The 24583-nt window shown below is 61.6% G+C and carries 28 protein-coding genes and 2 pseudogenes; 13 read left to right on the top strand and 17 right to left on the bottom strand.

Annotated elements, in window-relative coordinates; all coding sequences use genetic code 11:
• Positions 1–94: 94 nt before the first annotated feature.
• The 5 genes and pseudogenes from D8Y22_RS14780 to D8Y22_RS14760 form a co-directional block, all read right to left on the bottom strand.
• Positions 95–838: pseudogene (locus D8Y22_RS14780) on the bottom strand (universal stress protein); the annotation flags it as partial.
• An 87-nt stretch (positions 839–925) separates the two neighbouring features.
• On the bottom strand, positions 926–2176 hold the full coding sequence (locus D8Y22_RS14775) for a glycosyltransferase (RefSeq protein WP_141465468.1): 1251 nt from the start codon (positions 2174–2176) through the stop codon (positions 926–928).
• A 238-nt stretch (positions 2177–2414) separates the two neighbouring features.
• A pseudogene (locus D8Y22_RS14770) lies at positions 2415–2638 on the bottom strand (HalOD1 output domain-containing protein).
• Positions 2639–2678: 40 nt separating this feature from the next.
• The gene (locus D8Y22_RS14765; RefSeq protein ID WP_141465467.1) at positions 2679–3251 is read right to left on the bottom strand and encodes a DsrE/DsrF/DrsH-like family protein; all 573 of its coding nucleotides are present in this window, start codon (positions 3249–3251) and stop codon (positions 2679–2681) included.
• Position 3252: 1 nt separating this feature from the next.
• Positions 3253–3498, bottom strand: coding sequence for a sulfurtransferase TusA family protein (locus tag D8Y22_RS14760; RefSeq protein WP_141465466.1), 246 nt, complete (start codon positions 3496–3498; stop codon positions 3253–3255).
• A 255-nt stretch (positions 3499–3753) separates the two neighbouring features.
• Here D8Y22_RS14760 and D8Y22_RS14755 point away from each other — a divergent pair, with 255 nt between their 5' ends.
• From D8Y22_RS14755 to D8Y22_RS14740, 4 genes are read left to right on the top strand one after another with little or no spacing between them, the layout of a single operon-like run.
• A complete protein-coding gene (locus D8Y22_RS14755; protein ID WP_141465465.1) occupies positions 3754–4947 on the top strand; it encodes an MBL fold metallo-hydrolase in 1194 nt (397 codons plus the stop codon).
• A gap of 20 nt (positions 4948–4967) precedes the next feature.
• On the top strand, positions 4968–5525 hold the full coding sequence (locus tag D8Y22_RS14750; protein ID WP_141465464.1) for a YeeE/YedE family protein: 558 nt from the start codon (positions 4968–4970) through the stop codon (positions 5523–5525).
• 1 nt (position 5526) lies between these two features.
• On the top strand, positions 5527–5988 hold the full coding sequence (locus D8Y22_RS14745; RefSeq protein ID WP_174811864.1) for a YeeE/YedE family protein: 462 nt from the start codon (positions 5527–5529) through the stop codon (positions 5986–5988).
• A gap of 24 nt (positions 5989–6012) precedes the next feature.
• Entirely contained in the window at positions 6013–7182 is a 1170-nt protein-coding gene (locus D8Y22_RS14740) for an inorganic phosphate transporter (protein WP_141465463.1), read from the top strand.
• Positions 7183–7201: 19 nt separating this feature from the next.
• On the opposite strand, the gene D8Y22_RS14735 is transcribed toward D8Y22_RS14740, so the two are convergent.
• Positions 7202–7639: a thioredoxin family protein gene (locus D8Y22_RS14735; RefSeq protein WP_141465462.1), complete on the bottom strand. Its 438-nt coding sequence runs from the start codon at positions 7637–7639 to the stop codon at positions 7202–7204.
• Between the two features lie 213 nt (positions 7640–7852).
• Here D8Y22_RS14735 and D8Y22_RS14730 point away from each other — a divergent pair, with 213 nt between their 5' ends.
• The 3 genes from D8Y22_RS14730 to D8Y22_RS14720 all read left to right on the top strand — a co-directional run bounded on the left by D8Y22_RS14730 (position 7853) and on the right by D8Y22_RS14720 (position 11830).
• On the top strand, positions 7853–9880 hold the full coding sequence (locus D8Y22_RS14730; protein ID WP_141465461.1) for a heavy metal translocating P-type ATPase: 2028 nt from the start codon (positions 7853–7855) through the stop codon (positions 9878–9880).
• A gap of 66 nt (positions 9881–9946) precedes the next feature.
• Entirely contained in the window at positions 9947–10501 is a 555-nt protein-coding gene (locus D8Y22_RS14725; RefSeq protein WP_141465460.1) for a class I SAM-dependent methyltransferase, read from the top strand.
• Positions 10502–10960: 459 nt separating this feature from the next.
• On the top strand, positions 10961–11830 hold the full coding sequence (locus tag D8Y22_RS14720; RefSeq protein ID WP_141465459.1) for a CPBP family intramembrane glutamic endopeptidase: 870 nt from the start codon (positions 10961–10963) through the stop codon (positions 11828–11830).
• 83 nt (positions 11831–11913) lie between these two features.
• Here D8Y22_RS14720 and D8Y22_RS22885 read toward each other — a convergent pair whose 3' ends face one another.
• From D8Y22_RS22885 to D8Y22_RS14670, 8 genes are all read right to left on the bottom strand, one after another.
• On the bottom strand, positions 11914–13269 hold the full coding sequence (locus D8Y22_RS22885; protein WP_246084457.1) for a hypothetical protein: 1356 nt from the start codon (positions 13267–13269) through the stop codon (positions 11914–11916).
• 298 nt (positions 13270–13567) lie between these two features.
• Positions 13568–14485 carry a CPBP family intramembrane glutamic endopeptidase gene (locus D8Y22_RS14705; protein WP_141465458.1) on the bottom strand — a complete coding sequence of 306 codons (918 nt, stop codon included), beginning with the start codon at positions 14483–14485 and terminating at the stop codon, positions 13568–13570.
• Positions 14482–15978: a serine hydrolase domain-containing protein gene (locus D8Y22_RS14700; protein WP_141465457.1), complete on the bottom strand. Its 1497-nt coding sequence runs from the start codon at positions 15976–15978 to the stop codon at positions 14482–14484. Before D8Y22_RS14700 ends, D8Y22_RS14705 begins: the two co-directional genes overlap by 4 nt.
• A gap of 439 nt (positions 15979–16417) precedes the next feature.
• Positions 16418–17065, bottom strand: a complete 648-nt coding sequence (locus tag D8Y22_RS14690; RefSeq protein WP_141465456.1) for a cytochrome c biogenesis protein CcdA — start codon at positions 17063–17065, stop codon at positions 16418–16420.
• Between the two features lie 3 nt (positions 17066–17068).
• Complete coding sequence (locus D8Y22_RS14685) at positions 17069–17650, bottom strand: TlpA family protein disulfide reductase (RefSeq protein ID WP_141465455.1); 582 nt, start codon at positions 17648–17650, stop codon at positions 17069–17071.
• The gene (locus tag D8Y22_RS14680; protein WP_141465454.1) at positions 17651–18355 is read right to left on the bottom strand and encodes an SCO family protein; all 705 of its coding nucleotides are present in this window, start codon (positions 18353–18355) and stop codon (positions 17651–17653) included.
• Between the two features lie 104 nt (positions 18356–18459).
• Positions 18460–18723, bottom strand: a complete 264-nt coding sequence (locus D8Y22_RS14675) for a DUF7521 family protein (RefSeq protein WP_141465453.1) — start codon at positions 18721–18723, stop codon at positions 18460–18462.
• Complete coding sequence (locus D8Y22_RS14670; RefSeq protein ID WP_141465452.1) at positions 18723–19082, bottom strand: ArsR/SmtB family transcription factor; 360 nt, start codon at positions 19080–19082, stop codon at positions 18723–18725. The genes D8Y22_RS14675 and D8Y22_RS14670 overlap by 1 nt, the downstream gene beginning before the upstream one ends.
• Positions 19083–19265: 183 nt before the next feature.
• On the opposite strand from D8Y22_RS14670, the gene D8Y22_RS23390 reads away from it, so the two are divergent.
• Both D8Y22_RS23390 and D8Y22_RS14660 read left to right on the top strand, forming a co-directional pair.
• Complete coding sequence (locus D8Y22_RS23390) at positions 19266–19454, top strand: hypothetical protein (RefSeq protein WP_141465451.1); 189 nt, start codon at positions 19266–19268, stop codon at positions 19452–19454.
• 104 nt (positions 19455–19558) lie between these two features.
• Positions 19559–19777, top strand: a complete 219-nt coding sequence (locus D8Y22_RS14660; RefSeq protein ID WP_141465450.1) for a hypothetical protein — start codon at positions 19559–19561, stop codon at positions 19775–19777.
• 126 nt (positions 19778–19903) lie between these two features.
• On the opposite strand, the gene D8Y22_RS14655 is transcribed toward D8Y22_RS14660, so the two are convergent.
• Positions 19904–20275 carry a thioredoxin family protein gene (locus D8Y22_RS14655; protein WP_141465449.1) on the bottom strand — a complete coding sequence of 124 codons (372 nt, stop codon included), beginning with the start codon at positions 20273–20275 and terminating at the stop codon, positions 19904–19906.
• A gap of 104 nt (positions 20276–20379) precedes the next feature.
• Here D8Y22_RS14655 and D8Y22_RS14650 point away from each other — a divergent pair, with 104 nt between their 5' ends.
• Positions 20380–21081, top strand: a complete 702-nt coding sequence (locus D8Y22_RS14650; protein ID WP_141465448.1) for a DUF2270 domain-containing protein — start codon at positions 20380–20382, stop codon at positions 21079–21081.
• 7 nt (positions 21082–21088) lie between these two features.
• Here D8Y22_RS14650 and D8Y22_RS14645 read toward each other — a convergent pair whose 3' ends face one another.
• Positions 21089–21643 (bottom strand): hypothetical protein, encoded by a 555-nt coding sequence (locus D8Y22_RS14645; RefSeq protein WP_141465447.1) that lies wholly within the window; start codon positions 21641–21643, stop codon positions 21089–21091.
• Complete coding sequence (locus D8Y22_RS14640) at positions 21640–22188, bottom strand: hypothetical protein (RefSeq protein WP_141465446.1); 549 nt, start codon at positions 22186–22188, stop codon at positions 21640–21642. The genes D8Y22_RS14645 and D8Y22_RS14640 overlap by 4 nt, the downstream gene beginning before the upstream one ends.
• 239 nt (positions 22189–22427) lie before the next feature.
• Here D8Y22_RS14640 and D8Y22_RS14635 point away from each other — a divergent pair, with 239 nt between their 5' ends.
• From D8Y22_RS14635 to D8Y22_RS14625, 3 genes are all read left to right on the top strand, one after another.
• Complete coding sequence (locus D8Y22_RS14635; protein WP_141465445.1) at positions 22428–23159, top strand: DsbA family protein; 732 nt, start codon at positions 22428–22430, stop codon at positions 23157–23159.
• 287 nt (positions 23160–23446) lie between these two features.
• A complete protein-coding gene (locus tag D8Y22_RS14630) occupies positions 23447–23878 on the top strand; it encodes a PKD domain-containing protein (protein ID WP_246084456.1) in 432 nt (143 codons plus the stop codon).
• 87 nt (positions 23879–23965) lie between these two features.
• Positions 23966–24313: a DsrE family protein gene (locus D8Y22_RS14625; RefSeq protein WP_174811863.1), complete on the top strand. Its 348-nt coding sequence runs from the start codon at positions 23966–23968 to the stop codon at positions 24311–24313.
• The last annotated feature ends 270 nt before the right edge of the window (positions 24314–24583 follow it).

The raw sequence follows: 24583 nt of genomic DNA, 5'->3' as shown, positions 1-24583 counted from the left end.
TCCTCCTCACTCAGATGACGAACGAGATCGCCTCGCCGGTCTCCTCCCATTACTCGCCCATCTCAGCCCATGCCCATAACTTCCGTCACTCATTAATCACGTCCGCCGGCGGCCCGGTCGCGATCGCCCCGGAGACGCTGACACCAGCGTTTCTGGCTTGCTCCCGTACCGTGTCGATCGCGTCCTCGCCGCTTCGCCCGAGGGCGTCGAACAGTTCTTCAGGCGCTTTTTCTTGGACGATGCGGCTCGTATTGACGGAGTACACGGTGTGGATCATCGACTCGAGTCGACTAGCGAGGCCGATTCCCCAGTCGGCCGCGGCGGCGGCCCCGTCGCTGCCGTCGGTTGGGAGAAGAAACTCGTCGAAGGCGATATCGTCAACTCCGGTCGTGTCAGCGCTCGGAGGAACGGCGAGGACGGGCGTACGCGCCGTCCGAAGGACATTCTCCGTAACGCTACCGAGGAGAACCCTGTCCAGTCCATCCCGTCCTTTCGTCCCCATCGCGATGACGTCGGTTTCGCGTCGCGTGGCGTACTCTCTAATCGATTGAAACGGCGTTCCGCGCGTGACGGTGGTCGTCACCTCGAGCTCCGCGTCGTGGGATCGCACCATGTCAGCGACGGTCTCCACTGCGTCTTCGGCCTCGTTTTCGAGCGACGCGTACATCGACTCCGCCGCGCCGGTGATCCCTTCTAGATCACTTCGAACGGCGACGACCGAGAGGACGTGTACGTCGGCACCGGTCCGCGACGCGAGCGCAATCGCGCGTTTCGCTCCCGCGAGGGCTCCCTCGCTATCGTCCGTCGGTATCAGTATCGAATCGATAAGTCGGTCCATGGCTGTCGTTCGCTGACTTCACCGCTGTGGTGGATAATTGTAGGGGGGGACACCACTCCGGTGACAGTCGCGATCTCGTCCGAATGTTCACCGGTCACGGTCCAGTTCGTCGGCGAGTACGTCCAGCAACTCTACGAGTTGTCGGGGCAATAAAAAGCGTTCCCGAACGTGCTCGCGAGCGTTCCTGCCGAATTTCGCCCGGCGATCGTCGTCCTCGAGCAGGTCGACGACGCGTTCGCCGGCAGCCGCCGCATCGTCGGGACCGACGAGATAGCCAGTTTCCCCATCGACGATCTGCAGCGGGATGCCGCCGACGTTCGAGCCCACGACCGGCGTCCGCTTCCAGAGCGCTTCCGAGACGACCAGACCGAACCCTTCACGCAGCGACTTCTGGACGACGACGTCCGACTCGCGCTGCAAGACGTTCACGCCACTATCCGGCAGATCGGTCAGGACGTGGACGTTCGGATCGGCGGCCGCCTCCTCGGCGACCTGTTCGTACAACTCCAGTCCCTCCGGATCGTCGCCGGCCATCCCGCCCACTAGCGCTAACTGGAGATCGGGAACGTCCGCACTGGCGCGACGGTACGCCTCGAGCGTGCCGAACTGGTCTTTCCACGGATCGAACCGGGAAACCTGCGTGACGAGCGGGTCCTCGAACGAGAGGGGGTCCAGCCGGTTGCGCTCAGTTGCGACCGTCTCCGCGTCGAGCGCCCGATTTTTCTCCGTGATCGGGTCGATCGACGGATAGACGATACTCGTCTCCGGTACCGCAGTGTCGCCGACGTAGCCGGATCGACTGAAGATCGCGTGGTCGACCCGTGCCGTATACTCGGAGACGAACGCGAGATACTCGCTGCTCGGATCGGTAAGGTCGATGTGACAGCGCCAGACGATCGCGGTCGTCGGCATCGCCGCTTCGAGGTGATCGAGCATCCCCAGGGGCTGTGGATCGTGGATCACGACGAGATCGTACTCGGCTTCGTCCTCGAGTTCGATCGCGTTTTCCTCGTTGACGGTCCGGTAGGTCGCTTTCATCTCCTCGGTCAGCGGGGGACCGCTCCCCTGCAGCGCGTTGTGCATCGCCTTGGTCACCTCGAAGAACTCGTCGTCGGCGTCCATGACGAGCCAGTCGGTGTCGACCCCGAGATCGTTACACAGCGGAATGATCGACCGAAGCAGTTCGGCGACGCCGCCGCCGGTCGCGGTCGAGTTGACGTGCAGGATACGACTGTCGGCCAGCGTGTCGGCGAGCGACCGAAGCCGCTCGAGACGATCGGACCTCGTCACGTCGGCGTACGCGTCGATCGTTCGGTCCGGGAGTGATGGCGCGTGCATCGTCCTACCCGTCGTACAACGACCGGTGGTATCAGTCGTGGGGGGACCGGAAGGCTACGCGTTCGACGGACGGTCGACTCTCTGTCGACGAACGAGGTCTCGTACGATTTACTGCAAGTCAGTTCCGGCGCAACCGCAGGATGGCTCGCGGTTGCGCCGGTAAATCGGTACAGCAATCCATATCAGTGAGTCGAGGCCGAGCAGGTTCAGCACTCGGCGCGAAACACTCCCTGAATCGTCACTCGATGGTGACGTTCCCGTCACCGTCTACAGTCACGTCGTACCCGCGATAGCGAAACGTGACGGTTCCACGACGATCAGCGCTGTCACGTTTCGTCGGTTCGAACAGGGATCGAGCGCGGTCGCGTCCACCACGTCGTGAAGCGGCGGGTCCAATTCGACCGGGTCGACACCGTCCGCCTCGGCGATCCGCTCGAGAACCCGCTGGCTCGGTTTTGTCACTGTTCCGATGGATCGTTCCGTAATCCGGATTCGGTCATGTTCAAATCAGCAACTGTACGTCGGATTCGGCCATGTGCTGAAGCGCGGTCGCCGCGCCGACGCCGGTGACGACGCCATCGTAGAACTCGTCCTCGTCGTAGTCCATCAGATCGATCGTCATCTGGCACGCCTGAAGCTCGACTCCTTGGTCGATCGAGAGGTCGATCAACTCTTCGATGGTGGCCGTATCGTTGTCGTCGATCTTCTTCTCCATCATCTTCGTCGCCATCGCGTCCATTCCAGGGAGGGCTGCGAGCGCGTTCGGCATCGGCATGTTCGGGTTGCCGACGGCGCTCAGCTTGAGGTTCTTGGCGTTTTCCTCGTGGAGAATGTCCAGTCCCCAGAACGTGTGGAAGACGACGACCTCCCAGTCGAAGGCGGCCGCTGTGCTCGCGAGGATCAGGGGCGGATACGCCATATCCAGCGTCCCCTTGGTGGCGATGATCGTCATCTTCTTGCCGTCGTCGTCCGTCTCGGCGACCGACGACTCAAGTTCGTCGACCCGCTCGCGCAGCGCTTGCAGCTCCGCGGCGTCGAACTCGTCGGTCGATGACGTCGGGCTATCCGTACTCATCTTACTCGGTCTTCTCGACGTAGTGCGTGTAGACGTCGTCTCCTTCGACCTGCTTGAGGAGTTCGACGCCGGCGGTCCCCTCGGCCCAGCCCTGGATATCGCTCATACTTCCCGAATCGGTCGCGACGACCTCGAGAACGTCGCCGGCATCGAGGTCGTCGATCGCTTGCTTGGTCTTGACGACGGGCATTGGGCAGGACTGTCCTTTCACGTCGAGCGTCTCGGTGGTGTCGGGTTCCGAACTCATAGGTTAGTTGTATGCTCTGTATTGGAGCTACTACACAATATTGGCTTCGCCTATAAAAACGCATCGATTATTGCTTCAGATGCAAACATCTCTCGGTCGTCCGAGATTGCCAGAGAGTTTATTTAGGACTTTTGAGCCGCTATGATGCACAATTAGCGGATGAGAAGACAGTGACCTCCAGACCCGTATTGTGTGTATTAGGAACTATTGCACAAATCCTTAAGTGCAAGCAACCGGTACAGTGAACTGTACACCATGGACGATATGGACTTTCCAACGCCGGATGCCGACGTCGAATCGGTGACTCCGGACGAGTTGAAAGCACAGATCGATTCGGGCGAGGACGTCACGCTTCTCGACGCCCGTATGCAATCTGACTACGACGAGTGGCGTATCGACGGAGGGAACGTCGAGTCGATCAACGTTCCCTACTTCGAATTCCTCGAGGAGGAGATCGACGACAGCGTTCTGGAGCAGATTCCCGACGACCGTAACGTGACCGTTCTCTGCGCGAAAGGCGGTGCCAGCGAGTTCGTTGCGGGCGCGCTGAAAGCACACGGCTACGATGTCGACCACCTCGAGGACGGGATGAACGGCTGGGCACGCATCTACGAGGCCGTCGAGGTCGACCACTACGACGGCGCGGGGACGCTCCTCCAGTACCAGCGTCCCTCCTCGGGTTGCCTCGGCTACTTCGTCCACGTTGGTGACGACGCGGCCGTTATCGACCCGCTGCGCGCGTTTACCGACCGCTATCTCGAGGATGCAGCGGAATTGGGCGTCGACCTGAAATACGCCATCGACACGCACATCCACGCGGACCACATCTCGGGCGTTCGCAACCTCGCTGCGGACGGCGTCGAGGGCGTCATCCCCGACGCGTCCGTCGACCGCGGCGTCACCTACGCCAACGAGATGACCCTCGCCGAGGACGGCGACGAGTTCCAGATCGGCGACGTCACGATCGAAACCGTCTACACGCCCGGCCACACCTCCGGAATGACCTCGTATCTGATCGACGACGAGTTACTGGCGACGGGTGACGGTCTCTTCGTCGAGAGCGTCGCCCGCCCCGACTTAGAAGAGGGTGACGAGGGCGCCGAAGACGCCGCCAAACAGCTCTACGAGTCGCTGCAGGAGCGCGTGCTCTCGCTACCCGAAGACACCCTGATCGGCGGCGCACACGTCAGCGACTCGGCTGTTCCCGCCGCCGACGGCACCTACACCGCACCGATCGGCGAACTCGAGGACGAGATGGACGCCCTGACGATGGACGAAGACGAATTCGTCGAGCTGATCCTCTCGGACATGCCACCCCGTCCGGCCAACTACGAGGAAATTATTGCGACGAACCTCGGCCAGCAAGAGACCGGCGACGAGGAAGCGTTCGAACTCGAGCTCGGCCCGAATAACTGCGCCGCCAGCCAGAAGTCCCTGGCCGGTGACTAACACCACTTTCCACCAGTCGAATGGTCACTGAACTCTTCGCACCCGCACTCTACGAGTCGTTGTTCCCCGCCGGGATCAGTCGCTACGCCGTCGGGGGACTGCTCGTCGGGCTCGGGGCCGTCGTCATCTATCTCGGGACCGGCATTCCGGCCGGCGCGAGTACGTTCCTCGAGTCGACGCTTTCATACGTCTCGGACCAGTCGCGGTTCCAGCGGTACGTCAGTTCGCGAGACTGGCGGGTCGTCTTCACGCTCGGGATCATCGCCGGCGCGTTCGTCTACGCGCTGACCTTCCAGTCCGGTCTGGTCTCGAGCGGGCTCTACGAATCGGGGACGACTGGCCAACTGTATGACCTCGGCGGAGTCTCGCTCTGGCTGACCGACGTCCAGCCGTGGCGGCTGTTCCTCGGCGGAATCCTCGTCGGTATCGGCACCCGGATCGGCAAGGGCTGTACGTCGGGCCACGGGGTCTGTGGCGTCGGTTCGGGCTCGAAGACGTCGATCGTCGGCGTGATTACGTTCCTGATCGTCGCGATCGGGACGGCACAGGTCGTGATGGCCCTTGGGGTGAGTCCATAGTATGAGTCAGCAAAGACACCCCCTGTTCATGCCGCTGATCTTCGTCGGCGGCCTGATCTTCGGCTTCGGACTCGGGTTCAGTCACATGGCCCGCCCCGAAGTCGTCCTCAACTTCCTCCAGTTCGAGGATTTCGGACTGTTGTTCGTCATGGGCGGTGCAGCGGTCGTCACCGGCATCGCCTTCGCGGTGGTGCCGCGGCTGTTCGACCGCGCCCCGTTGACGGGCGACACCTACGGCCGACGGCTGAAATCGTTCGACCGCAACATCCTGATCGGCGGCGCGATCTTCGGCGTCGGCTGGGGCCTCTCGGGAATCTGTCCCGGCGCGGCCTACGCCAGCCTCGGCGTCGGTAACGTCACGATCCTCTGGGCACTGGCCGGCATGTTCGTCGGCGCCTATATCCAAGGCTACTGGCGCAGCCACCGTACCGCGTCGGAGACGTCGCCCACAGGCGCTGACTGACGCTGTTACACGTTTCGAGCATCAATGGAACTCGCAACGATACTCCTGTTTGTCCTCGCCGCGCTCTCGAGTCTGTTCATGGCCTGGGCCATCGGTGCCGGCTCGAGCGGCGCGACCCCGTTTGCTCCCGCAGTCGGTGCCAACGCGATCGGGACGATGAAAGCCGCGTTTCTCGTCGGAACCCTCGGTTTCGCCGGCGCGGTAACCCAGGGGGCGAGCGTTTCCGAAGCCGTCGGCGGCGACCTCGTCGTTGGTATCTCGTTGCCGGTTACGAGCGTCATTGTCGTCCTCTTGATCGGAGCGGGGTTGATGGCGATCGGTATCTCCACTGGCTATCCAATCGCGACGGCATTTACGGTCACTGGCGCTGTGATTGGCGTCGGGTTCGCGCTTGGCGGCGAGCCAGCCTGGGGGAAGTACGCCGAAATCGGCGCGATGTGGGTCCTGACACCGTTTGTCGGGGGCGGACTCGCGTACGCTATCGCCAGCGTGCTTCCCATACCGGGCGTTCCCGAACGGATCAGCGTTGCGCTGCTGGCCGGTCTCGTCGGAATAGTTGTCGCAAACCTCGAGTTCGTCCTTCTCAAAAGCGTTGGCGGGACACTTGCGTCAGCCGGCGCTACGATTCTCCAGCTCGGCCACATCGGCGTGGTCGTCGTTTCGTTCGGTGTCGGGACGGTCGCGGCACTTCTCGTTCACTGGGACGTCAGACAGGACGAGACGGGCGGGCTGCGTCGATTCCTGCTCGTTCTCGGCGGACTCGTCGCGTTCTCCGCAGGTGCAAGTCAGGTCGGTCTCGCCGTCGGACCGCTGTTCCCGCTGATCGACGACGTCTCGATCGTTTCGCCGATCGCAGTGTTGCTCGGCGGCGGGCTCGGGATTCTCATGGGCTCGTGGACCGGAGCGCCACGGATGATCAAGGCGGTCTCGCAGGAGTACGCGTCGCTGGGACCGCGTCGCTCGATTGCGACGCTAGTCCCGTCGTTTCTCATCGCCCAGACGGCGGTCCTGCTCGGCGTTCCGATCTCGTTCAACGAGATTATCGTCAGTTCCGTCATCGGCGCCGGGATCGCCGTTGGCGGAACCGGTGGGATCAGCCCTCGAAAACTCGGGATTACCGTACTGGCCTGGATCGGTTCGTTCGTTTTCGCATTCGCGCTCGGTTACGGCGCGATGGTTGTGGTTCGTCTGTAGCTCGGCCAGCAACGAAAATTTAGCTGTGCTGTTCGATCAGCCCCTCGAGCGTCCCCTGATCCTGGACTCCGACCATCCGCTCGACGGGGTCACCGCCGGCATAGAGAACGAGCGTCGGGACGCCACGGGCACCGAGTTGCTGAGCCAGCCGCTGGTGAGCGTCAACGTCAACCTTCGCGACCGCCGCGTCGGTCTCGGCGGCCAGTGCTTCGATCGTCGGCTCGAGCATCTGGCAGGGACCACACCAGTCGGCGTAACAGTCGACGAGGACGACGTCGTGCTCGCTGACGACGTCGTCAAGATGAGCCTGGCCGTCGATCGCGATGGGTTCGGACGGCGCTTGGGCAGTGGTGGCCGCGTTTTCACCCAGTTCGCCGCCGTTCTCGAGGCGCTGCTGAAGTTCCTGTTTCTTCTGCTCACGGATTCGCTCTCGTTCTTCATCGAGTGAGTCGCTCATTGCGCCACCCTACGGACCCGCTGGACTTAAATTGTGTGAAATGGACAATACTATGCCGTCGGAGCCGCGACTACCCTGATGACGGACAACAGCGCCGGCCACGGATGGCCCGCGACAGCAGTCCGTCGAATTGCACACGCCCTCATCTCGGGCAAATTCCCACTTCCGTCAACCCACGTGAACGCTTATCCACGACGGCTTCCAACAGTCCGTATGGAGGCGCCATCGGGTTCCGCGTCACTCGCCGACGAGCAGCCGGCAGCACCGACGGACCGGCTGGACGTTCGGCGGCAGGCGGTGTTCGTCGTCCTGACGTTCCTCGGGATGATGATCGGACTCCTCGGCAGTTGGTTCGACGCGCCCCCGTCGGTCGTCTGGGCCAGTTACACCGTCGCCTACGTCTTCGGCGGCTGGTACGGGCTCAAAGCGAGTATCGCCGCGTTACGAGAACCCGCTATAGAGATCGACCTGCTGATGATCATCGCAGCACTCGGCGCGCTCTACATCGGCGCGCCGTTCGAGGGAGCGATGTTACTGTTCCTGTTCTCCCTTTCTGGCGTCCTCGAGGAGTACGCGATCGGCCGCTCGAGAACCGCGATCAAGTCGCTGGTCGACATGCGCCCGGAGTCGGCGCAGGTGCTTCGCGACGGAACGGAAGCGACGACGCCGATCGAGGACGTCGCGGTCGGCGACGTGTTCGTCGTTCGGCCCGGCGAACGGCTGCCCCTCGACGGCGTCGTCGAGTCCGGCGAGAGTACGGTCGATCAGTCGTCGCTCACCGGCGAGTCGGTGCCCGTGACGAAAGAACCCGGCGACGAGGTGTTCAGCGGGACGATCAACGAGACGGGGAGCCTTGAGGTGCGGGTGACCCGAGAGGCCACGGAGTCGGCGATCTCCCGGCTGATCACCATGGTCGAAGAGGCACAGGAAAAGCGCGCACCGACCCAGCAACTCATCGACCGCTTCGAGCAGCCCTACGTGCTGGGGGTCTTCACAATGACGGCGATCGCGATCGCGCTGCCGCTCTGGCTACTCAATCACGCGTTCGAGCCGACGTTCTACCGCGCGATGACGCTCATGGTCGCCGCCTCCCCCTGTGCGGTCATCATCTCGACGCCGGCGGCCGTCCTCTCGGCGATCTCCGCCGGCGGTCGACAAGGCGTCCTGTTCAAGGGCGGCGAACACATCGAGACCGCAGGGAACGTCGACGCCATCGCCTTCGACAAGACGGGGACGCTGACGGAAGGGAACACGCGGTTGACCGACGTCCGCGCTCGCGGGGACGCCCTGTCTACCGACGGCGGTGCGGTCGGCAGCGAGCCGATCGCAGACACCGCCCTCGAGACCAACTCGCGGGACGACGATCGACTGCTCGCGCTCGCGGCAGCCGTCCAGAGCCGGTCGGAACACCACCTCGCCGAGGCGACCGTGGAGGCTGCCCAGGAGCGGGGCCCCGAGGTGCCCGACGTCAGTGACTTCGAGGCGGTCGTCGGCAAGGGCGTCCACGCGACCGTCGACGGCCAGACGATCCACATCGGGAACCCGCGATACGTCGAGAGCGTCCTCGGCGATCGGCCGATCGACGGCCGTGAGACCGGCCTCGAGGCCGTCCGCGAACTCGAGGCCAACGGGAAGACGAGTGTCCTCGTCGTCAGCGAGACTGCCGACGGCCTTCGCGTCCTCGGCTGGCTGGCCTTCACCGACACGATCCGGCCCGACGCGGCCGAGATGATCGCGAAACTCCGCGAGCGCGGCGTCGAACAGATCGTCATGCTCACGGGCGACAACGAACGGGTCGCCCAGTACATCGCCGACGAACTCGGCATCGACGAGGTGTACGCGGAGTTACTCCCCGAGGAGAAGGTCGAACACATCGAGGCGCTCCAGGAACGCCACGAAGCAGTCGCGATGGTCGGCGACGGCGTCAACGACGCCCCCGCCCTCGCAACGGCCGATATCAGCGTCGGCATGGGTGGGGCCGGAACCGACGTCGCACTCGAGACGGCCGACATCGTCCTCATGTCGGACAAACTCGATCGGCTCCCTTACGCGTTCGCGCTTAGCAAGGAGACGCGACGCACGCTCTACATCAACTTCGCCATCGCGTTCGGCGCCATCGCGATTATGGTGCTCGCAATCCTCACCGCAGGGATTCCGCTTCCGGTCGCGGTGGTCGGCCACGAGGGATCGACCGTCCTCGTCAGTCTGATCGGGCTGCGACTGCTCCGGTTCGACGGCTGATGACGCGGGCGTCTCGTCCGGCCGCAAAAGCGCACACTCTTGTGATTCCCGCCCAAAAGTGTACACATGGGATTTCACACGTTCCCCGTCGAGCGCGCCGACAAACTCGAGGACCCGTCTCGCTATCGCTTCTGTTCGCGCGAAGAATTGCTCGAGTTGCTCGCACCCGATCCCGAGGACGTCGTCGCGGATCTGGGCTCAGGCACGGGCTTTTACTCTCGAGACGTCGCGCCGTTCGTCGACACGTTGTACGCGGTCGACATCCAAGAGGAGATGCACGAGTACCACCGTGAGGTGGGGCTCACGGAGGGCGTCGAACTGGTCACAGCCGGTATCGATTCGTTGCCCTTCGAGGACGACGAGTTGGACGGTGCGTTCTCGACGATGACGCATCACGAGTACGCTGACGAGGAGACGATGGCGGAACTCGCTCGCGTGATTCAGCCGGACGGACGCCTCGTGACCGTCGACTGGTCCGCCGATGGAACGGGCGAGGACGGCCCCGATGTCGACGAACGGTTCGGAGTCGACGAGGTCGTGGGGCAACTCGAGAATGCAGGCTTTAGCGTCGAGCGTGTTCACGACCGGCCGGAGACGCTGGCAGTCGTGGCTCGTCGATAATCACGCGTTCCGAGTCGGTTTTTGCCTGTCCGGTAGTCTATAGTAGCCACTGCAAGTCAGTGCACACCTGATCACCAAGCAGATCGGCGATCAGTGTGTAAATAGTTGCAGTTGTTACTATATCACAGTGGTCTCCTCGAGACTCCGTCCGGGAAACGACGGTGTGTCGAGGGTAACGGAGCAACTGATCCCAATACCACTCCCCGTGACTGGGGATTTATTACGTTACCCAGCATAATGTCAGTATGACTACTTCTTCACCACCAGTACTGGCGAGGACACACGTCGAGATCGGAAGCTGCGGACGGGTGCGTACGTCACTTTGGACAAGTTCGGTCGGGCCAGTAACTGTGCCAGCCCCCGGGTTCGCGGAGCGTTTTGCCACGATAGCCGCTCGAGTGACACAAGAGCGTTCTCCGCTGGCTACGGGAGACGTGATCGCCGCTGGAGGAACCGTCCATGAATACTGATCTGCAAGGGTTTGCCCGTTCCCACCAAGTCACACTCTTTTTCGTCCTCGCCATCGCGTTCACGTGGACGGCTCACGGTATCGACATCGTCACTGGCCTCCCGTTGATCCCGATTGGGGTGGTAGGACCGATACTCGCTGCGGCACTTCTCACGTGGGTAACCGGCGGAAGCCTCCGGCAGTGGGCAGGACAGGTTCTCATCTGGCGAACTGGACTGCGCTGGTACCTGATCGCAATCGTCGGACTGCCAGTCGTTCTCGTCGTCAGTTCGACGGTGCTAATCGTGGTCCTCACCGGTGACCCACCACGGCCGGAACTGCTGCCCGAGCGAACGGGCTTGATCGTCGGCTACTTTGTCTTTCAGCTGTTCCTCCAGGGTGGCCTCGAGGAGTTCGGCTGGCGTGGGTTCGCGCTGCCGCGGCTCCAAGAACGATACACCGCGCTGGTTGCAAGCGTCGTGATCGGTGTCGTGTGGGCGCTCTGGCATGCACCGCTGTTTTTCGTCCCGGGGACCTTCTACTCGCAAATCCCACCGGTGCTGTATTTCGCACAGGTGATCGGAACGTCGGTGATGATTACATGGATATACAACAGTACCGGCGGCAGCGTCCTGCTGGCGATGGCGTTCCACGCTGCCAACAACGTCAGTGCGTTGTTGTTTCCGTGGGAAATCGATCTCGAGACGATCGAAACGACACTCGCGGTCGACGTGTCGATGACGGTTGTCTACCTCGCCGTCGCAGCACTTCTCGTGGTCGGCTACGGGAGCAGCAAGCTGACGGCCCGCAAGACGATTCCCGGCACGGAGCATACAGGCGGTGTTCCGGCAAATCGGGCCGCCGCCGCTGAGAGGGAGTAACCGATACGCAACAGAAATCGTCGCTGTTACTGGACCGAGTGCGTCGACTCCCTCCCCGTTGTCACAGGCGCTGTCGCATCATCTTACTCATCTCCCGCTGTCGCCTCGCCGGTCCCGTGATCGGACTGTTGCATCTCGCCCGAAAGCACGTCGACGACCACGAGAAGCACCCAGAGCATCGCACCGTAGATGAGGATCCACTCCACGACGAACGGAGACTCGAGCATCGGTGTCGTCACGTACAACATGACGGGCGGAATCAGTCCGACGAGGCCGCCGTAGACGGCTGCTACTCGAGGGAATTCGGGGTGGCCGTACAGCGCGATATTGAGCAGAACGAGCGTCGCGCTCAGGGCCAGGAACAGTGGAATGACCCACGCTGCGTGGCCGTCGAAATCGACGGAGTAGATCCCGTTCATGATCAGCGCGATCCCGACGAAGAGTCCGGCTAGTTGACCGACCACGAGTACCGCATTCCGTCGCCGACTCCGGGTGTAGTAGACGGACAACCCACCGACGAATAGTATCAGGGCAAGTCCCTGAAAGACCTGGCCAGCATCGTAAAACTGCGCGCCGAGAGCGGTGTTCGCACCTCGACCGCTGGCCACTGCGCCCCCGAGATCGCTGTGAAAGTTCGATAACGGCGAGAACGCGCCTGACCAGTGGGAGTACGCCATCCCGGTGAAGAACGCTTCACCGAGGAGCAGGAATAGTCCGCCGAGGGCGGTGAGAGACCATCGAAATGGATTTGTTGGTACAGTCTGCTGTCGTGCTTCAGAACGGCGCCGGAATCTGTTCGACAGTACTCCCTTTCTGAATGCGTCAACGGTGACGAGAACGATCCAGACGAATGCGGCGTAGATGAGGATCCATTCGGCGATAAAGAGCGGATCTGCAGTGACGAACATCAGGAGGTATCGCCCCAGCGGGAGTAGCGCAACGAGGATGCCGTAGCCGGCGATCCACTGCGGGAAGTCCGGATAGCCATAGAGTGCCACGTTGATCGGAACGAGTCCGACGGTGATCCCGAGGAACATCGGAACGACCCACAGGCCGTGCCCCTCGAAATCGAGTGAGTAAACACCGTTCATAATCAGCGCAACCCCGATGAAGATCCCCGCGAACTGGCCAATGATGAGCAACGCGTCGCGTCGACGATTGCCCGTGTAGTAGACGTACAGTCCACCAATGAACAGGATCACCGCGAGGCCGATGAACACCTGACCCGCGTTGTAGTACTGCGCCCCCAGCGCCGTGTTCGCCCCTGGCGGACCGCCAACGGTCATCCCCAGATCGCTGTGGTAGTGTGTGAGTGGTGAGAACTCGGCGGGCCATTGGCGATACGCCTGGCCGGTAAAGACGGTCTCCCCCAGCAGGACGAAAATCCCGCCGAGGACGGTCAGTGGCCACCGGAACGGGTTTCGTAGCTGCAGCCCCATGCCAGCGTCTTCAGCAGGGAGCACAATATAGTACCAACTGCAACTGTTTGCCCACCGATCGAACGATAGCTGTGTAATCGGGTATGAACTGACGTATAGTGGCGATGATCGCTCCGTTTCGGCAGGATCGACGAGGACTCGAACCAGATACTGGCCCGCCAGACGGCACGATTCGGATCGATCAGCGAATGGTCGGTCACTCCGTCGATAGGTGAGATCACGCGGACTCGAGCGGCTGCGTCGCCCACTGTCGGTGATGGCAAAGCCTGTCGGTCTCCGAAGAGCCGATGGCGAGGGATTACTCCGTATCGGACGACTGTACGCGAGCACGTCGGGTCAGTGTCTTTGGCCCGTAGACGGAGACCACCACGACGACGACCAGCAGCGCCAACACTGCCGGAAAGAGGCGTCCAACGGGACCGTGGGGGATGAGTTCGCCGCTGAAGTTTCCCGAGAAGTGAAACAGCACGGCTCCGAGAATACTGCGTCCCGTGTTGTTGTAGATCCAGGTGTACATAACTGAGACGAGCGTTGCCCCGACCATGAACTCCCAGAACGGAAGCGTCAGGACCCCCAGCTCGGCCTGGTAGGTCCCGATCATGAAGAACATGGGGACGTGCCAGACGGCCCAGACGAATCCGAGGATCAGGCTCGCCCACAACGCGTTCCAGCGCGCCTGCAGTCCGTCGAGCGCGTAACCGCGCCAGCCCAGTTCTTCGGGCAGTGGGCCAAAGATCAGCATGAAAACCGCGTACGGGAGGAGCGATACCGGATCGGCAGCGAACTCGGCAGCTCGCTCGAACGCCGGAACCGCGTCGCCGGCCAGGATGCCCAAGAGTAGTGCCAACCCGTTCAGGACCGGAACGAGCAAAAGGACCACGGCGTACCAACGCAGCCCAATCCGCCGGACGTCGACGAGCCGTCGCCAGTAGTCACGCCGATGTTTCTCTTCGGCATCCCAAAAGAGCAAGAAGATCGCCGCCCCTGGGACGCCGAGTCCACCGCCGGCGAACAGAACTACCCCAGGCAATGCAAACGGGTCGTACTCGAGAACGACCAGTGGGATCCAGAAGAGGTACGACACGCCAAACGCGATGGCGAAGAACTGCCACGGGTTCGAGTATTCGAAGAACTCCGGCTCCACCTCCGGAGACGAGACGAGCGAGATGGTCGACGTCTCGCTCGCCGGTTCGTCGCCGGCGCTGTCGGTAGTCACGTCGGTTCACCCCTGTTCGTTTTGGGAAACAGGACCGTCACCAGCAGGAGAGCGACGACTGCGGACAGTGCCAGTCCGACCCACTCGGCGATCACCGGCAGGAAGAACGCCACAGTTTCCCGACCGACGGTCCACCAGAGCCCGAACGTGACGACTGCGAGGGTGCCCAGGACCGCTCGAGTAACGCGGTCACGGTCGGATAGCGGGGCGAACGTTCGCGTTCCCGCGATAGCACCATATCCGAGTCGGAGGGCGAGCCCGGCCGCAACGCCGACGAGAATCCAGATCGGCAGGCGAATCCAGCTCCTCGCGCGCGTCAGTGACACTGCGGGGAGGCCGCTTCGATCCGTCCACGCCTCAATGACGTCGGCGATAAGCTGGACACTCCGTTCGCTGTTCGTGAGGATGACGATTCCGTCGCCGGTCCCGGGGACAGCGTGAAACCAGTGCCACGAACCGGAACCTTGGCCACCGTTCATCACCGCCCGCTCCCCCTCGGAGAGCGTTTCGACGAAGTGTCCGAGCCCCGCGCCGTCGCTGGCGAGGCCGTAGAAGCCCGTCGTTTCGACAGTCGGAGCGTATAGGGCCGCGACGTGCTCCGGCTCGAGGACGCCCCGCCCCACCGGTTCCCCGCTGGTCTCCATGCCAGCGGCGACGAAGCGAGCGATGTCTGCCGCAGTTGCGTACAGCCCGCTGTGGGCGCTGGCGGGCCCGTGTCTCGCGGGCGCCGGGGTCCCATCCACGAAGTGCTCCGTGGCCAGTTCCGATCGGAGCCCCTCGGTGGCGACGAAGGTGGCACCGTCCATCTCGAGCGGATCGAGGATTTCGTCGGCCACGTACGCTGTGAAGTCACGACCTGTAACGTCCTCGAGGAGGAGTTCCAGTAACGCGTACCCGATATTCGAGTACCGAAACTCGCCGGGTTCGCTCGTCGGTCGCGCCGCCGGTCCGTCCGCGTGTCCGGACAGCGCCTTCCGGAGCGGCGGCGGCGCTTCGTCCAGTGGGACGCCCTCGTATCCACCCGTTGGCAGTCCGGCACTGTGGCAGAGCAATCGACGCACGGTCACGTCTGCCCACGAATACGCGGCGTCCGGACGCTCCCAGCTCGTGAGGTGTCGGCCAACCGGATCGTCGAGTTCGAGTTCGCCTTGCTCGACGAGCTTCAGCACCGCCCACGCAGTGATCGACTTCGCAAGTGACTGCACCTGAAACGGGGTGTCTTCGACCATCTGGCGCCCGTCCGCGGGGTCAGCGCTGCCGTAGGCACCGCTCCACGTCACCTCGCCATTCTCGATCAAGGCGATCGACGCCCCCGGCACGTCGTATCGATCGAGCAGGTTCGGAACGCGCTCGTCGAGAGACGCGGGGAGCGATTCGTCGGTGGAGGCCCTGACGGTTCCGAATCGGCCCGATATCCCTCCACCTGCGCCGACGAGGGGGGCCGCGAGCAATTGGCGGCGGGTAGTGACCGGCCCAGATCGATCCGACTGCATACTACTTCTTGTGTGGACTAACTGATAAACATCGTCGCTTGGCTCGAGAGAACGTACACTGTGGCGGTACGTGTCCGAATAGAGAGTTACTGACAGTCATGAGCCGTTTGTCGAGTCCGAAGAATAGACACAACTAGTGGTGTATTGAGTGAAAGTCCAGTTTACTGATGTGGGCCATCTTGCTCGACGGTGAAATGCCCGGATAGCCGTCCCGATTGCCGATGATTCGTCCCTGTACAGCGTCGAGTGCAACGTCTCACCCGAAGGGTTATCATTGCTGACGTGATCCAGCTACGTAGCAATTGTTGGAGCCGTAACATCGGGTTCAATAGTTTCTAGGTGATGAATTCCAATGGCTGGCTACCTCACGTACATCGTCGCAATTGCACTGGCGATCCACGGAGTCATTCACTTTCTCGGGATCGGTGTCTACTTCGAATTATTCGAGCTGGCCGACTCCGGCGACGATCATCACTGCACCGGCGAGTCGCTTCAGATGGCCAGTGTACGCTGCGAGTCGTCCCGCACTCGCCACCAGTCCCATCCCGGTCGCGACGGTCATCCCGAGCATCAACACCACGACGCTGCCCACGTACGTCGCTACCACGACTGCCGCTGCGTCGGCCGGCAGCGACAGCGCGCGGGCGACCACGGCGAGAAACACGGGAGCGACACATCCAGCCGCGGCGAGCGCGTAGCCCGCCCCGAATACTCCGAATCCGAGCACGCTCGAGCGGCGTTCTGGAAGGGGGATCGACAGCGACGGAACCCAGCCCAGCAGGACGAGCACTCCGAAACCCACCAGCAGCCCGCCGACGAGCGACTCGAAGAACGTGAGTTGTGAGACCGTCGACTGGCCGAGCCAGAACGTCGCTCCCAGAAGGACAGCGAGCGTCCCCAGCACACCGATGCCGGCGACCCCACCGCGGAGGAGCGCGCCACCGAGCGAGGCGTCGTCACCGTCCGTCTGACTGACGTAGAACCCGACGTACCCCGGCAGTAACGGATACGCACACGGACTGAAGAAGGTTGCAAGACCAGCGGTAAGTCCGAATCCGATCGCCGAGAGGAACGCGGCGTCGAGCATCGGTTACGTCCCTGCCTCCGCCTCGAGCGCTCGTTCGATCCCTGCGACGAGTTCGTCTGCGGTTTTGACGCCGGAGTCGGACCACTGAACGCGTCCATCCGTATCGATCGCGACGGCGGAGGGGTAGCCGCCCGCGAGATACCGCGAGGTCAGTTCGGCGGTCGGATCGAGGCCGAGCAGCCAGTCGCCATCGTGTTCGTCCCACCAGTCGACCAGTTCGTCTTCGGTGACGGACGAGCCGACCGCCTCATTCGTAACCGAGAGAAACAGCACGTCCGATCCAATGCGATCGTTCGCCTCGGCCAGTGCGGGCATCTGCTCGATACACGGCGGACACCACGTTCCGAAGAAATCGACGAACGTCACCCGCTCGGGCGCCGGAATCCGAACCTCGCCAGCTTCGCTGCCAGGCGCCTCGACCGTTTCTATCGCGATCGGATCGGGAGCCGTTGTCTCCGCTCCATCCGTCGCTTCCGGGTCGTCGCTCCCGGTTTCGAACGAAGGGACGCCACGGACCGCCAGTACGCCACCACCACCGACGACCCCGACACTGGCGAGACCAGCGAGGACGTCTCGCCGTCGCATCTACGCCGTCACCACCGTTTCGAAGTCGTCGACTATCTGTGACGGGTCGACAGTTGCCCCGTCCGGGTATACTCGCTCGATGCGTCCCTGCTCGTTGACGAGGAAGAGATAGTTGTAGTGGGGGAACATATACTCGAGATTCTCGTACTCGTCAGCGTCTCGCTTCTCGAGTGGCAGCCCGAACTGTTCTGTGAGGCTCGCTTTTGCGTCCTCGTACTCCTTTGGGCGAAGGAAGTGCCAGTTTCCAGCGTCGAGATTGACGCCCTGCTGGTCGGCATACGCTCGTAACTCGTCTTCGGTGTCGCGTTCGGGGTCGAAGGTCATCCCGAGAAAGGCAGCGTCGTCCCCGTAGCCTTCTTCAGCCGCGACTTCCTGCGCTCGTCGTAACCGCAAGAGAAGCGCGGGACACGCACCGTCCGGACACGACGTATAAAAGAACGTCATCAGTGTAGTGCGCTCGCCGACGAACTGCTCAGTCGAGACGGTCTCGCCCGTCAACGGGTCAGGGAACTCGACCGTTGGAAACTCCTCACCGTAGCTCGGATGCGACGCCTCGCTCAAATCCTGTTCCGGTGGCCCGAGCGTGACGCCATCCGCGCGTGAACGAGTTGACTCCTCGTCACCCGGTGACAGCGACTCGAGACAGCCTGCAGTGGCGATGAAACTCGAGGCGACGATCGTTTGGAGGCACGTACGCCGGTTCATAGCTCGGTATTTCGAGCCGATTCATAAACGCCGTCCGGCGATTCTCTGGCTCGGAAAAATTGCAGCATTTCAGGGAGAAACTATCGCCGCCGCAATTCGTATTACTATCGTCGAAGTGAGAGAATGACGAGTACCATGCCGCTCGAGACAATGACCCCCTGTACGAGCGCTGCGGACGCGATCGTCGTACCGAATAGCTGGTAGATGAGGCCCTCACAGATCGCACCGACGCCGATGAAGACGAATCCACCGGAGACGTACAGCATCGGCGTCTGCCCGCTTCGCCGGTAACCGTGGTACGCAAGATATGCGACGATGAGGCTCAACACGAGCGTAATTCCCTTCGAGAGGAGGAACGAGACTTCCATCAGTCACCTCCCCGAAGATCGCTCCACAGTGACGTGAAGTTGTCCGCGAGATCGTCGCGCGTTTCGACTGTCAGCGAGAGTTTACCGTCGCTAATCGTGACGTGAAGCTCCTCGAGTGACGTTTCGAACTCGCTTCGGTGAGAGCCGTCGGAATCGACGGTGTGGTGTTCCTCGACGAGTTCGTGTTCTTGTAGCACCGAGACGCGGCGGTAGATGGTCGTTAGTGAGGCGTCACACTCCTCGCTGAGTGTTTTTGCGGTCTTCGGTCCACTATCCGCGGCGAGGAGGATCTTCCGTGCGTACTCGTCAGCGAGAAGTTGGAAAATGTCTACCGAATCCCCGGAGCCTCCGTGTTGCACGCAATACATTCCGTCAGTTACCGTCAAATAGGCCACGGTTTGCTGGTTCAGCAAATCACCGAGACCGTCTTATATGTGCGTCCGCGTTGCTTCTCGGCGTTTCGTCAGCCCTCATATCGAGTCCTGTGATACTCAACGAACTGCTGACATGGTTATTTGGGATCAGTCGGAATACATCGAGTCATGAATCCGACGGTCGAACGGCGATGTCACATCTTGTTCGGTCTCTCGTTAGTACTCCTGACGTTCGGGATCGGATACTGTGTTATCGTCGGTACGTGTCTGGCCGACTTCATCGTCGTCATTGCGGGTCTTTTCGTCGGTTGGGTGGCGTTGTTTTACTGTCTCGGTAACGCCTCGTTCTGGGGATAATTGCGGAGGCCAACTCCCATATGATCTGTCACTGGACATTGCCACGACATTCGTTCGATTCAGCTCCACAATGTCTATCCGTATCATCTACATAGAGTGTCTACATGGATGCAAAGACTGCGTCACGACGGTCGCTATTCGGCCTTGCAGGCGCGGCGAGCCTCTGCTGTCTGGCGCTTGCTCCTGGCGCTGTTGGACTGGCAGGCGGTGGCGCTGCGGCTGGACTAGGTGCCAGTCTCGGACAGATCATCGTGACGGTGCTGACGCTGGGGGTCATCGGATTCGTCGTCCGCTGGCGAGCAGGTTGTTCAGCATGCGAATGATTCGTACTGTTGGATAGAACTACGTGAAGCCGATCGTTCTGCTGGAGTCGTTACCGTCGACGACGACCCCGAATTCACGATCGGCTTCGTATTGACTGCTGTTCGACAGTACCAAGCGATCCGTCGTCACTCTTCAGCGTGCGTTTCGAGGACGTCGACGAGCGTGTCTGCGGACTGGAAGCCGTCATCGAGTCGGTCGACTTCCTCACCGTCTTTTAACACGACGAACGTCGGGACGCGTCGGACGGTGAACTTGTCGGCGAGGTCCGGAACGAGTCCGGCGTTTACCGTCACCACCGCACCGGGTGCGCTGCGCGCGACTACACTGAGCACCGGCTCCATAGACGCACAGATACCACACCCGGACGTGACGAACTCGAGGAGCACGAGGTCGTGGGCCTCGAGCAGGTCGTCGTACTCGGCCGCGTCGGTCAGCTGAATCGGCGTTTGCGGTGCATTCTCTGCAACAGCAGTCGTTTTAGAGGCCGTATCAGTCATTGAGGCCCCTACGTACCGAGAGTATTTTAGTATTGTGCAATATGAGAAAAACTCATTCTGCCCACCGTTATTTTGCGTTGCTTACCGAAAGACGAGGAAGGCCGATGACTGACGACACCGATACTGACGGTACAGCGGCGGATCCCGGTCGCGAGATAGGACGGGACACGTCAGAGTTGAGTACGGTCTTCGGCGACGCCTATCGCGGAGAGTTGGATCGTGAAACGACCTGGCGATCCCGACTGGACCAGACGACGACGTGGAGCGTCACGATCATGGCTGCGATCCTCACGTGGGCGTTCTCGAGTCCCGACAACCCCCACTATATCATCCTCATCGGCGTGCTGGCCGTCGGCCTGTTTTGCTGGATCGAAGCTCGCCGGTACCGCGACTACGATGTCTACCGTTCTCGCGTTCGCCTCTTCCAGCAGGATCTCTTCGCGAACGCGTTCGATCCGTCATTGGAGGTCGAACACGACGATTGGCGAACCGAACTGGGGGAAGACTACCGATACCCGACGTACAAGACCACAATGTTCGAGGCCGTGTCGAATCGACTTCGACGCATCTACTTCGCGCTGTTGCTCGTCCTCGGTCTCGCGTGGCTCTTTCGCGTGACGGCGTTCGTCCCGGATGCCACTCTCCCCGCCGCCGCAGCAGTTGGAACACTCGCCGGATCTGTCGTTTTCGGTGTCGTCGGAGCGTTCTACGCAGCGTTACTCGTCGTAATGCTCTGGCCGCGCGAACGCGAGGCCAAAGGGGAGTTTCGCGAGGTCGAGGCTGGCGAGTGGAAGGACACGGACTGATCATTGGTCACGCCTGCGACGCACACGTCGGACACGACCGTCGGTGACGGACGTAAATCAACCCCGCAAGCAGTGTGACCGAGACCGCACCGAGCAGGGGCCGCAGCGGATCGAAGTAGGTCATGAGCGCGGACGAACCGAACAGCGCCAGAAGAATGGCGTTACAGACTGGACAGCTAACCGCCAGAAACCCGCCGACCAGACCGCCGAACGCAAGCCGATCAGTATCGGCTTCGTCGTTCTCACCGTGGCGATGATCGTGATTGAGGTCGGGATCGTAATCGCTATGTTCGTCTCGGTCGGCTCCCTCGTCCTCGAGGTCTTCAACGGTGCGGACGTCAGTTGCCAGCCGTTGAGTGACGTAGACGCCAGCCAGAAGCGCAGTCAGGGTGAGAAACAGGTAATCGAAGCCCGTCCGCGGGACCATCCGAACGAAGAGCGGATTCGGGATGAGTTCAGTGACGAGTCCGAACAAGACGAATACACCTGCTGACGTAGCGGCCCCCCAGCTGATCGCGCGTCGGTTTGTGCCGAGTAATCGGTGGTGTCCGCTTCTCGTCACTGTGATTCCTCCAGTGAGACGACGCACTGTTCGGGATGGCCCGCTCGTCCGAGAAAGAACAGCAAGAGCGCGAGACCGCCGGCCTGAACGAGCGTGCCGTCAAACGGAAGCAGCGTCAGCCCGCCGGCGAACCCGAGGAAGGCGAGCAGACCTGCCCCACAGCTCGCACAACCGGACGCGACGAGTCCCGGGAGGACACCGGACACGCTCGTCGCACCCGAGAGGCCGACGAGCCGGAGCTGTGCGACGGCATTGACGACGGCGACGCCGGTCAGGAGCGCGTAGGTGACGATAATCCCGAGCCCCGTGGCGCCGTTGGTCAGGTAGACGGACTCCGTCAGCGAGACGAGGACGTAATCGAACCAGTGGAGTCCGTCGGCGAGCATCTGGAGCGCAAACTCCGGCATCGTACTCAGAATCAACAGGATGTAGGTACCGAACGTGACGAGGACGAAGCCAACCGTCCCGTACCAAGACTCGAACGGATACCGTATCGCGTTCGAAAGGCTCCGCCCGAACCTGCCGACCGACTCGTCCCAGTTCACAACTCCGTCACCCAGTTTGCAGCCAGATGTCTGCCGACGGATGTCACGGACGGGCGGTCGCCACTGGGTTTCGAGGACGGACGACTCACGACCTGTCTTCGAACTGTCTCGAGCGTGCTCGATACCACGAGTAGGTGTTTCGTCGCACGATGATCACAAAGGTGCTCCTCCGTTTTGCTGACTCGGCAAATCGGCGCGTCGGTTACGAGGAATCGATGTGAACCAGCAACCGAACACGAATGTCGCTCGGTCAGACGACCCGGCGCGCCGTGCTCGCCGGTTCGACCCTCGCGCTCGGTGTCGGCAGTGTCTACTATCTCTCCCGCTCGGACGATACCGACGATGGTCGCTCCCTTTCGCCGACGATGCACGCGAGCGAAGAGACGTCAGCCCTCGGCGTCGACCTGGCGGGAAAGCCGATCATGGGCGATTCGGACGCACCGATCGAGATCTACTACTGGACGGACTTCCAGTGTCCGATCTGCGAACAGTTCGAACGGGAGGTGCTTCCCGAACTCATCGCGGACCACATCGAGTCCGGGGAGGTACGGCTCGTCTTTATCGTGGTGCCCTTTTTCGGGGCGGATTCGATGACCGCTGCTGTCGCCTCGAAGTGCGTCTGGGAACGGGTCCGCAAGTCGGACCCGTCGACGTACTGGGACTGGCACGCTGCGGTCTTCGCGGAACAGGGCGAGCGCAATTCGGGGTGGGCTAGCGCCGACAGCCTCCTCGAGATCACCGACTCGGTTCCGGACGTCGACGCCGCCGAACTCGAGGCGTGTCTCGAGGACGATCGTCCGGCGTTCGAAGATGACGTCGAAGCCGACGCAGCGCAGGCACGGGCGTTCGATATCCGCGGAACACCGACGTTCGTCGTCTTCGACCCGGAAACGGAGGCGGCTGGGACGCTGATTGGCGCCCAGCCACTAGAGCGGTTCGCAGACGCACTCGAGCAGATACGAGAAACGTAGTGAGAACGCCACGGCTGACGTTCCGAACTGGCGTGCTACGGTTGTCGATTTGTGCGTTCCGATACTGCAGCGAAGGCACCCGCCGGAACCGTGTATGGGGGATCGGTTGCGTCGCTGCTCCATCCAGTCGCTGTTTCTGATGTCTCCCACTGGGGAATTCCAGGTCGGTCTCCAAAGACAGTCTCTCTAATGCCTAATAGCCGTTTATCAGGTCGTCTGGTGATAGATGTTGTATGGGTAATGACCTGACACGTCGTATGGTCCTTGGAGCGAGTGGCGCAGTTAGTATGGCAGCACTGGCAGGCTGCGGAGGGCCTGGAGAAGAGAACGATACGGACGAGGAGGAACCGGACGGAGCGGAAAATGGCGAGGCCGACGACGAGTGGGAAGATGTCGACGAGTTCTACTTCGAAGGCCGTGTCGAGGCGTGGACCGGGCTGGAACCCGGTATCATCGACGGCGAGGACAATCCAACGATCACGCTTATCGAGGGGAACGAATACGACTTCAGCTGGATCAACGCCGACGGTGTGACACATAATCTAGAGATACGAGACGAGGATGACGAGATCATCGACGACTACCAAAGCGACGACGTCAGCGAAGAAGGCGAAGAGACAACCCTCGAGGGTGTAGTCGCCGCTGAAGAGATGTCGGTGTACATTTGTACGTACCACGAATCGACCCAGGTCGGAGATATCGACGTTCAGACGGACTGACTGCTGAGATTCTCACGTGAACTCGTTTTACTTGCTTTCTCGATGAGGGAATAGTTTATACTATTGGGGCCATAATACACATCTATAATGCAGCAATCGGAACCGTCAGTTGACAGTATTGGAATTGTCCTCGAGACTGCTGATCCCGAACGCGCCTGGAACGCGCTCCGGTTCGGTATTACGGCAGTCGAGAACGGACACGACGTGTCAGTATTCCTGCTGGGAGACGGTGTCGAGGCTGAGGAAATCACTGATGACCAGTTCGACGTTCGTGACCGAATGGAAGCGTTCGTCGATGCCGGTGGTGACTTGCAGGCGTGCGGGACGTGTCTCGAGATCCGCAACAGCGAGGAAAGCGAGTACTGCCCAATGTCGACGATGTCCGATCTGCTCGAGATCGTGACGGCGTCCGATCGCGTGCTGACGATTGGATAGCTGAATGCGAGGGCAACTAAGCCCCCGTCCTCAAGGAACGAGCGCAAGCGAGTGAACAGGCAGGGATAGTTCACTAAGTGCAGAGTGACATCCAGTATAGTGCTCAGGCCACTTTGTGCTACTCACTCGTCCCGCCGTAGTCGCTCACGTCGTTGCTTGAACTCTTCGTCCGAGAGTATGTGTTTACCCCGAAGGCTCAACAGCCGGTACAGCGTGACTCCGTGAGATCATCTCATTGGTGCTAACGACTCGACGAAGTTCTTCGTAGGG

It is taken from the genome of Salinadaptatus halalkaliphilus (genome assembly GCF_006543045.1).
Lineage (GTDB): Archaea > Halobacteriota > Halobacteria > Halobacteriales > Natrialbaceae > Salinadaptatus > Salinadaptatus halalkaliphilus.
The sequence above is the reverse complement of the archived record's forward strand: the minus strand, read 5'-3'. Positions and strand labels throughout refer to the sequence as shown.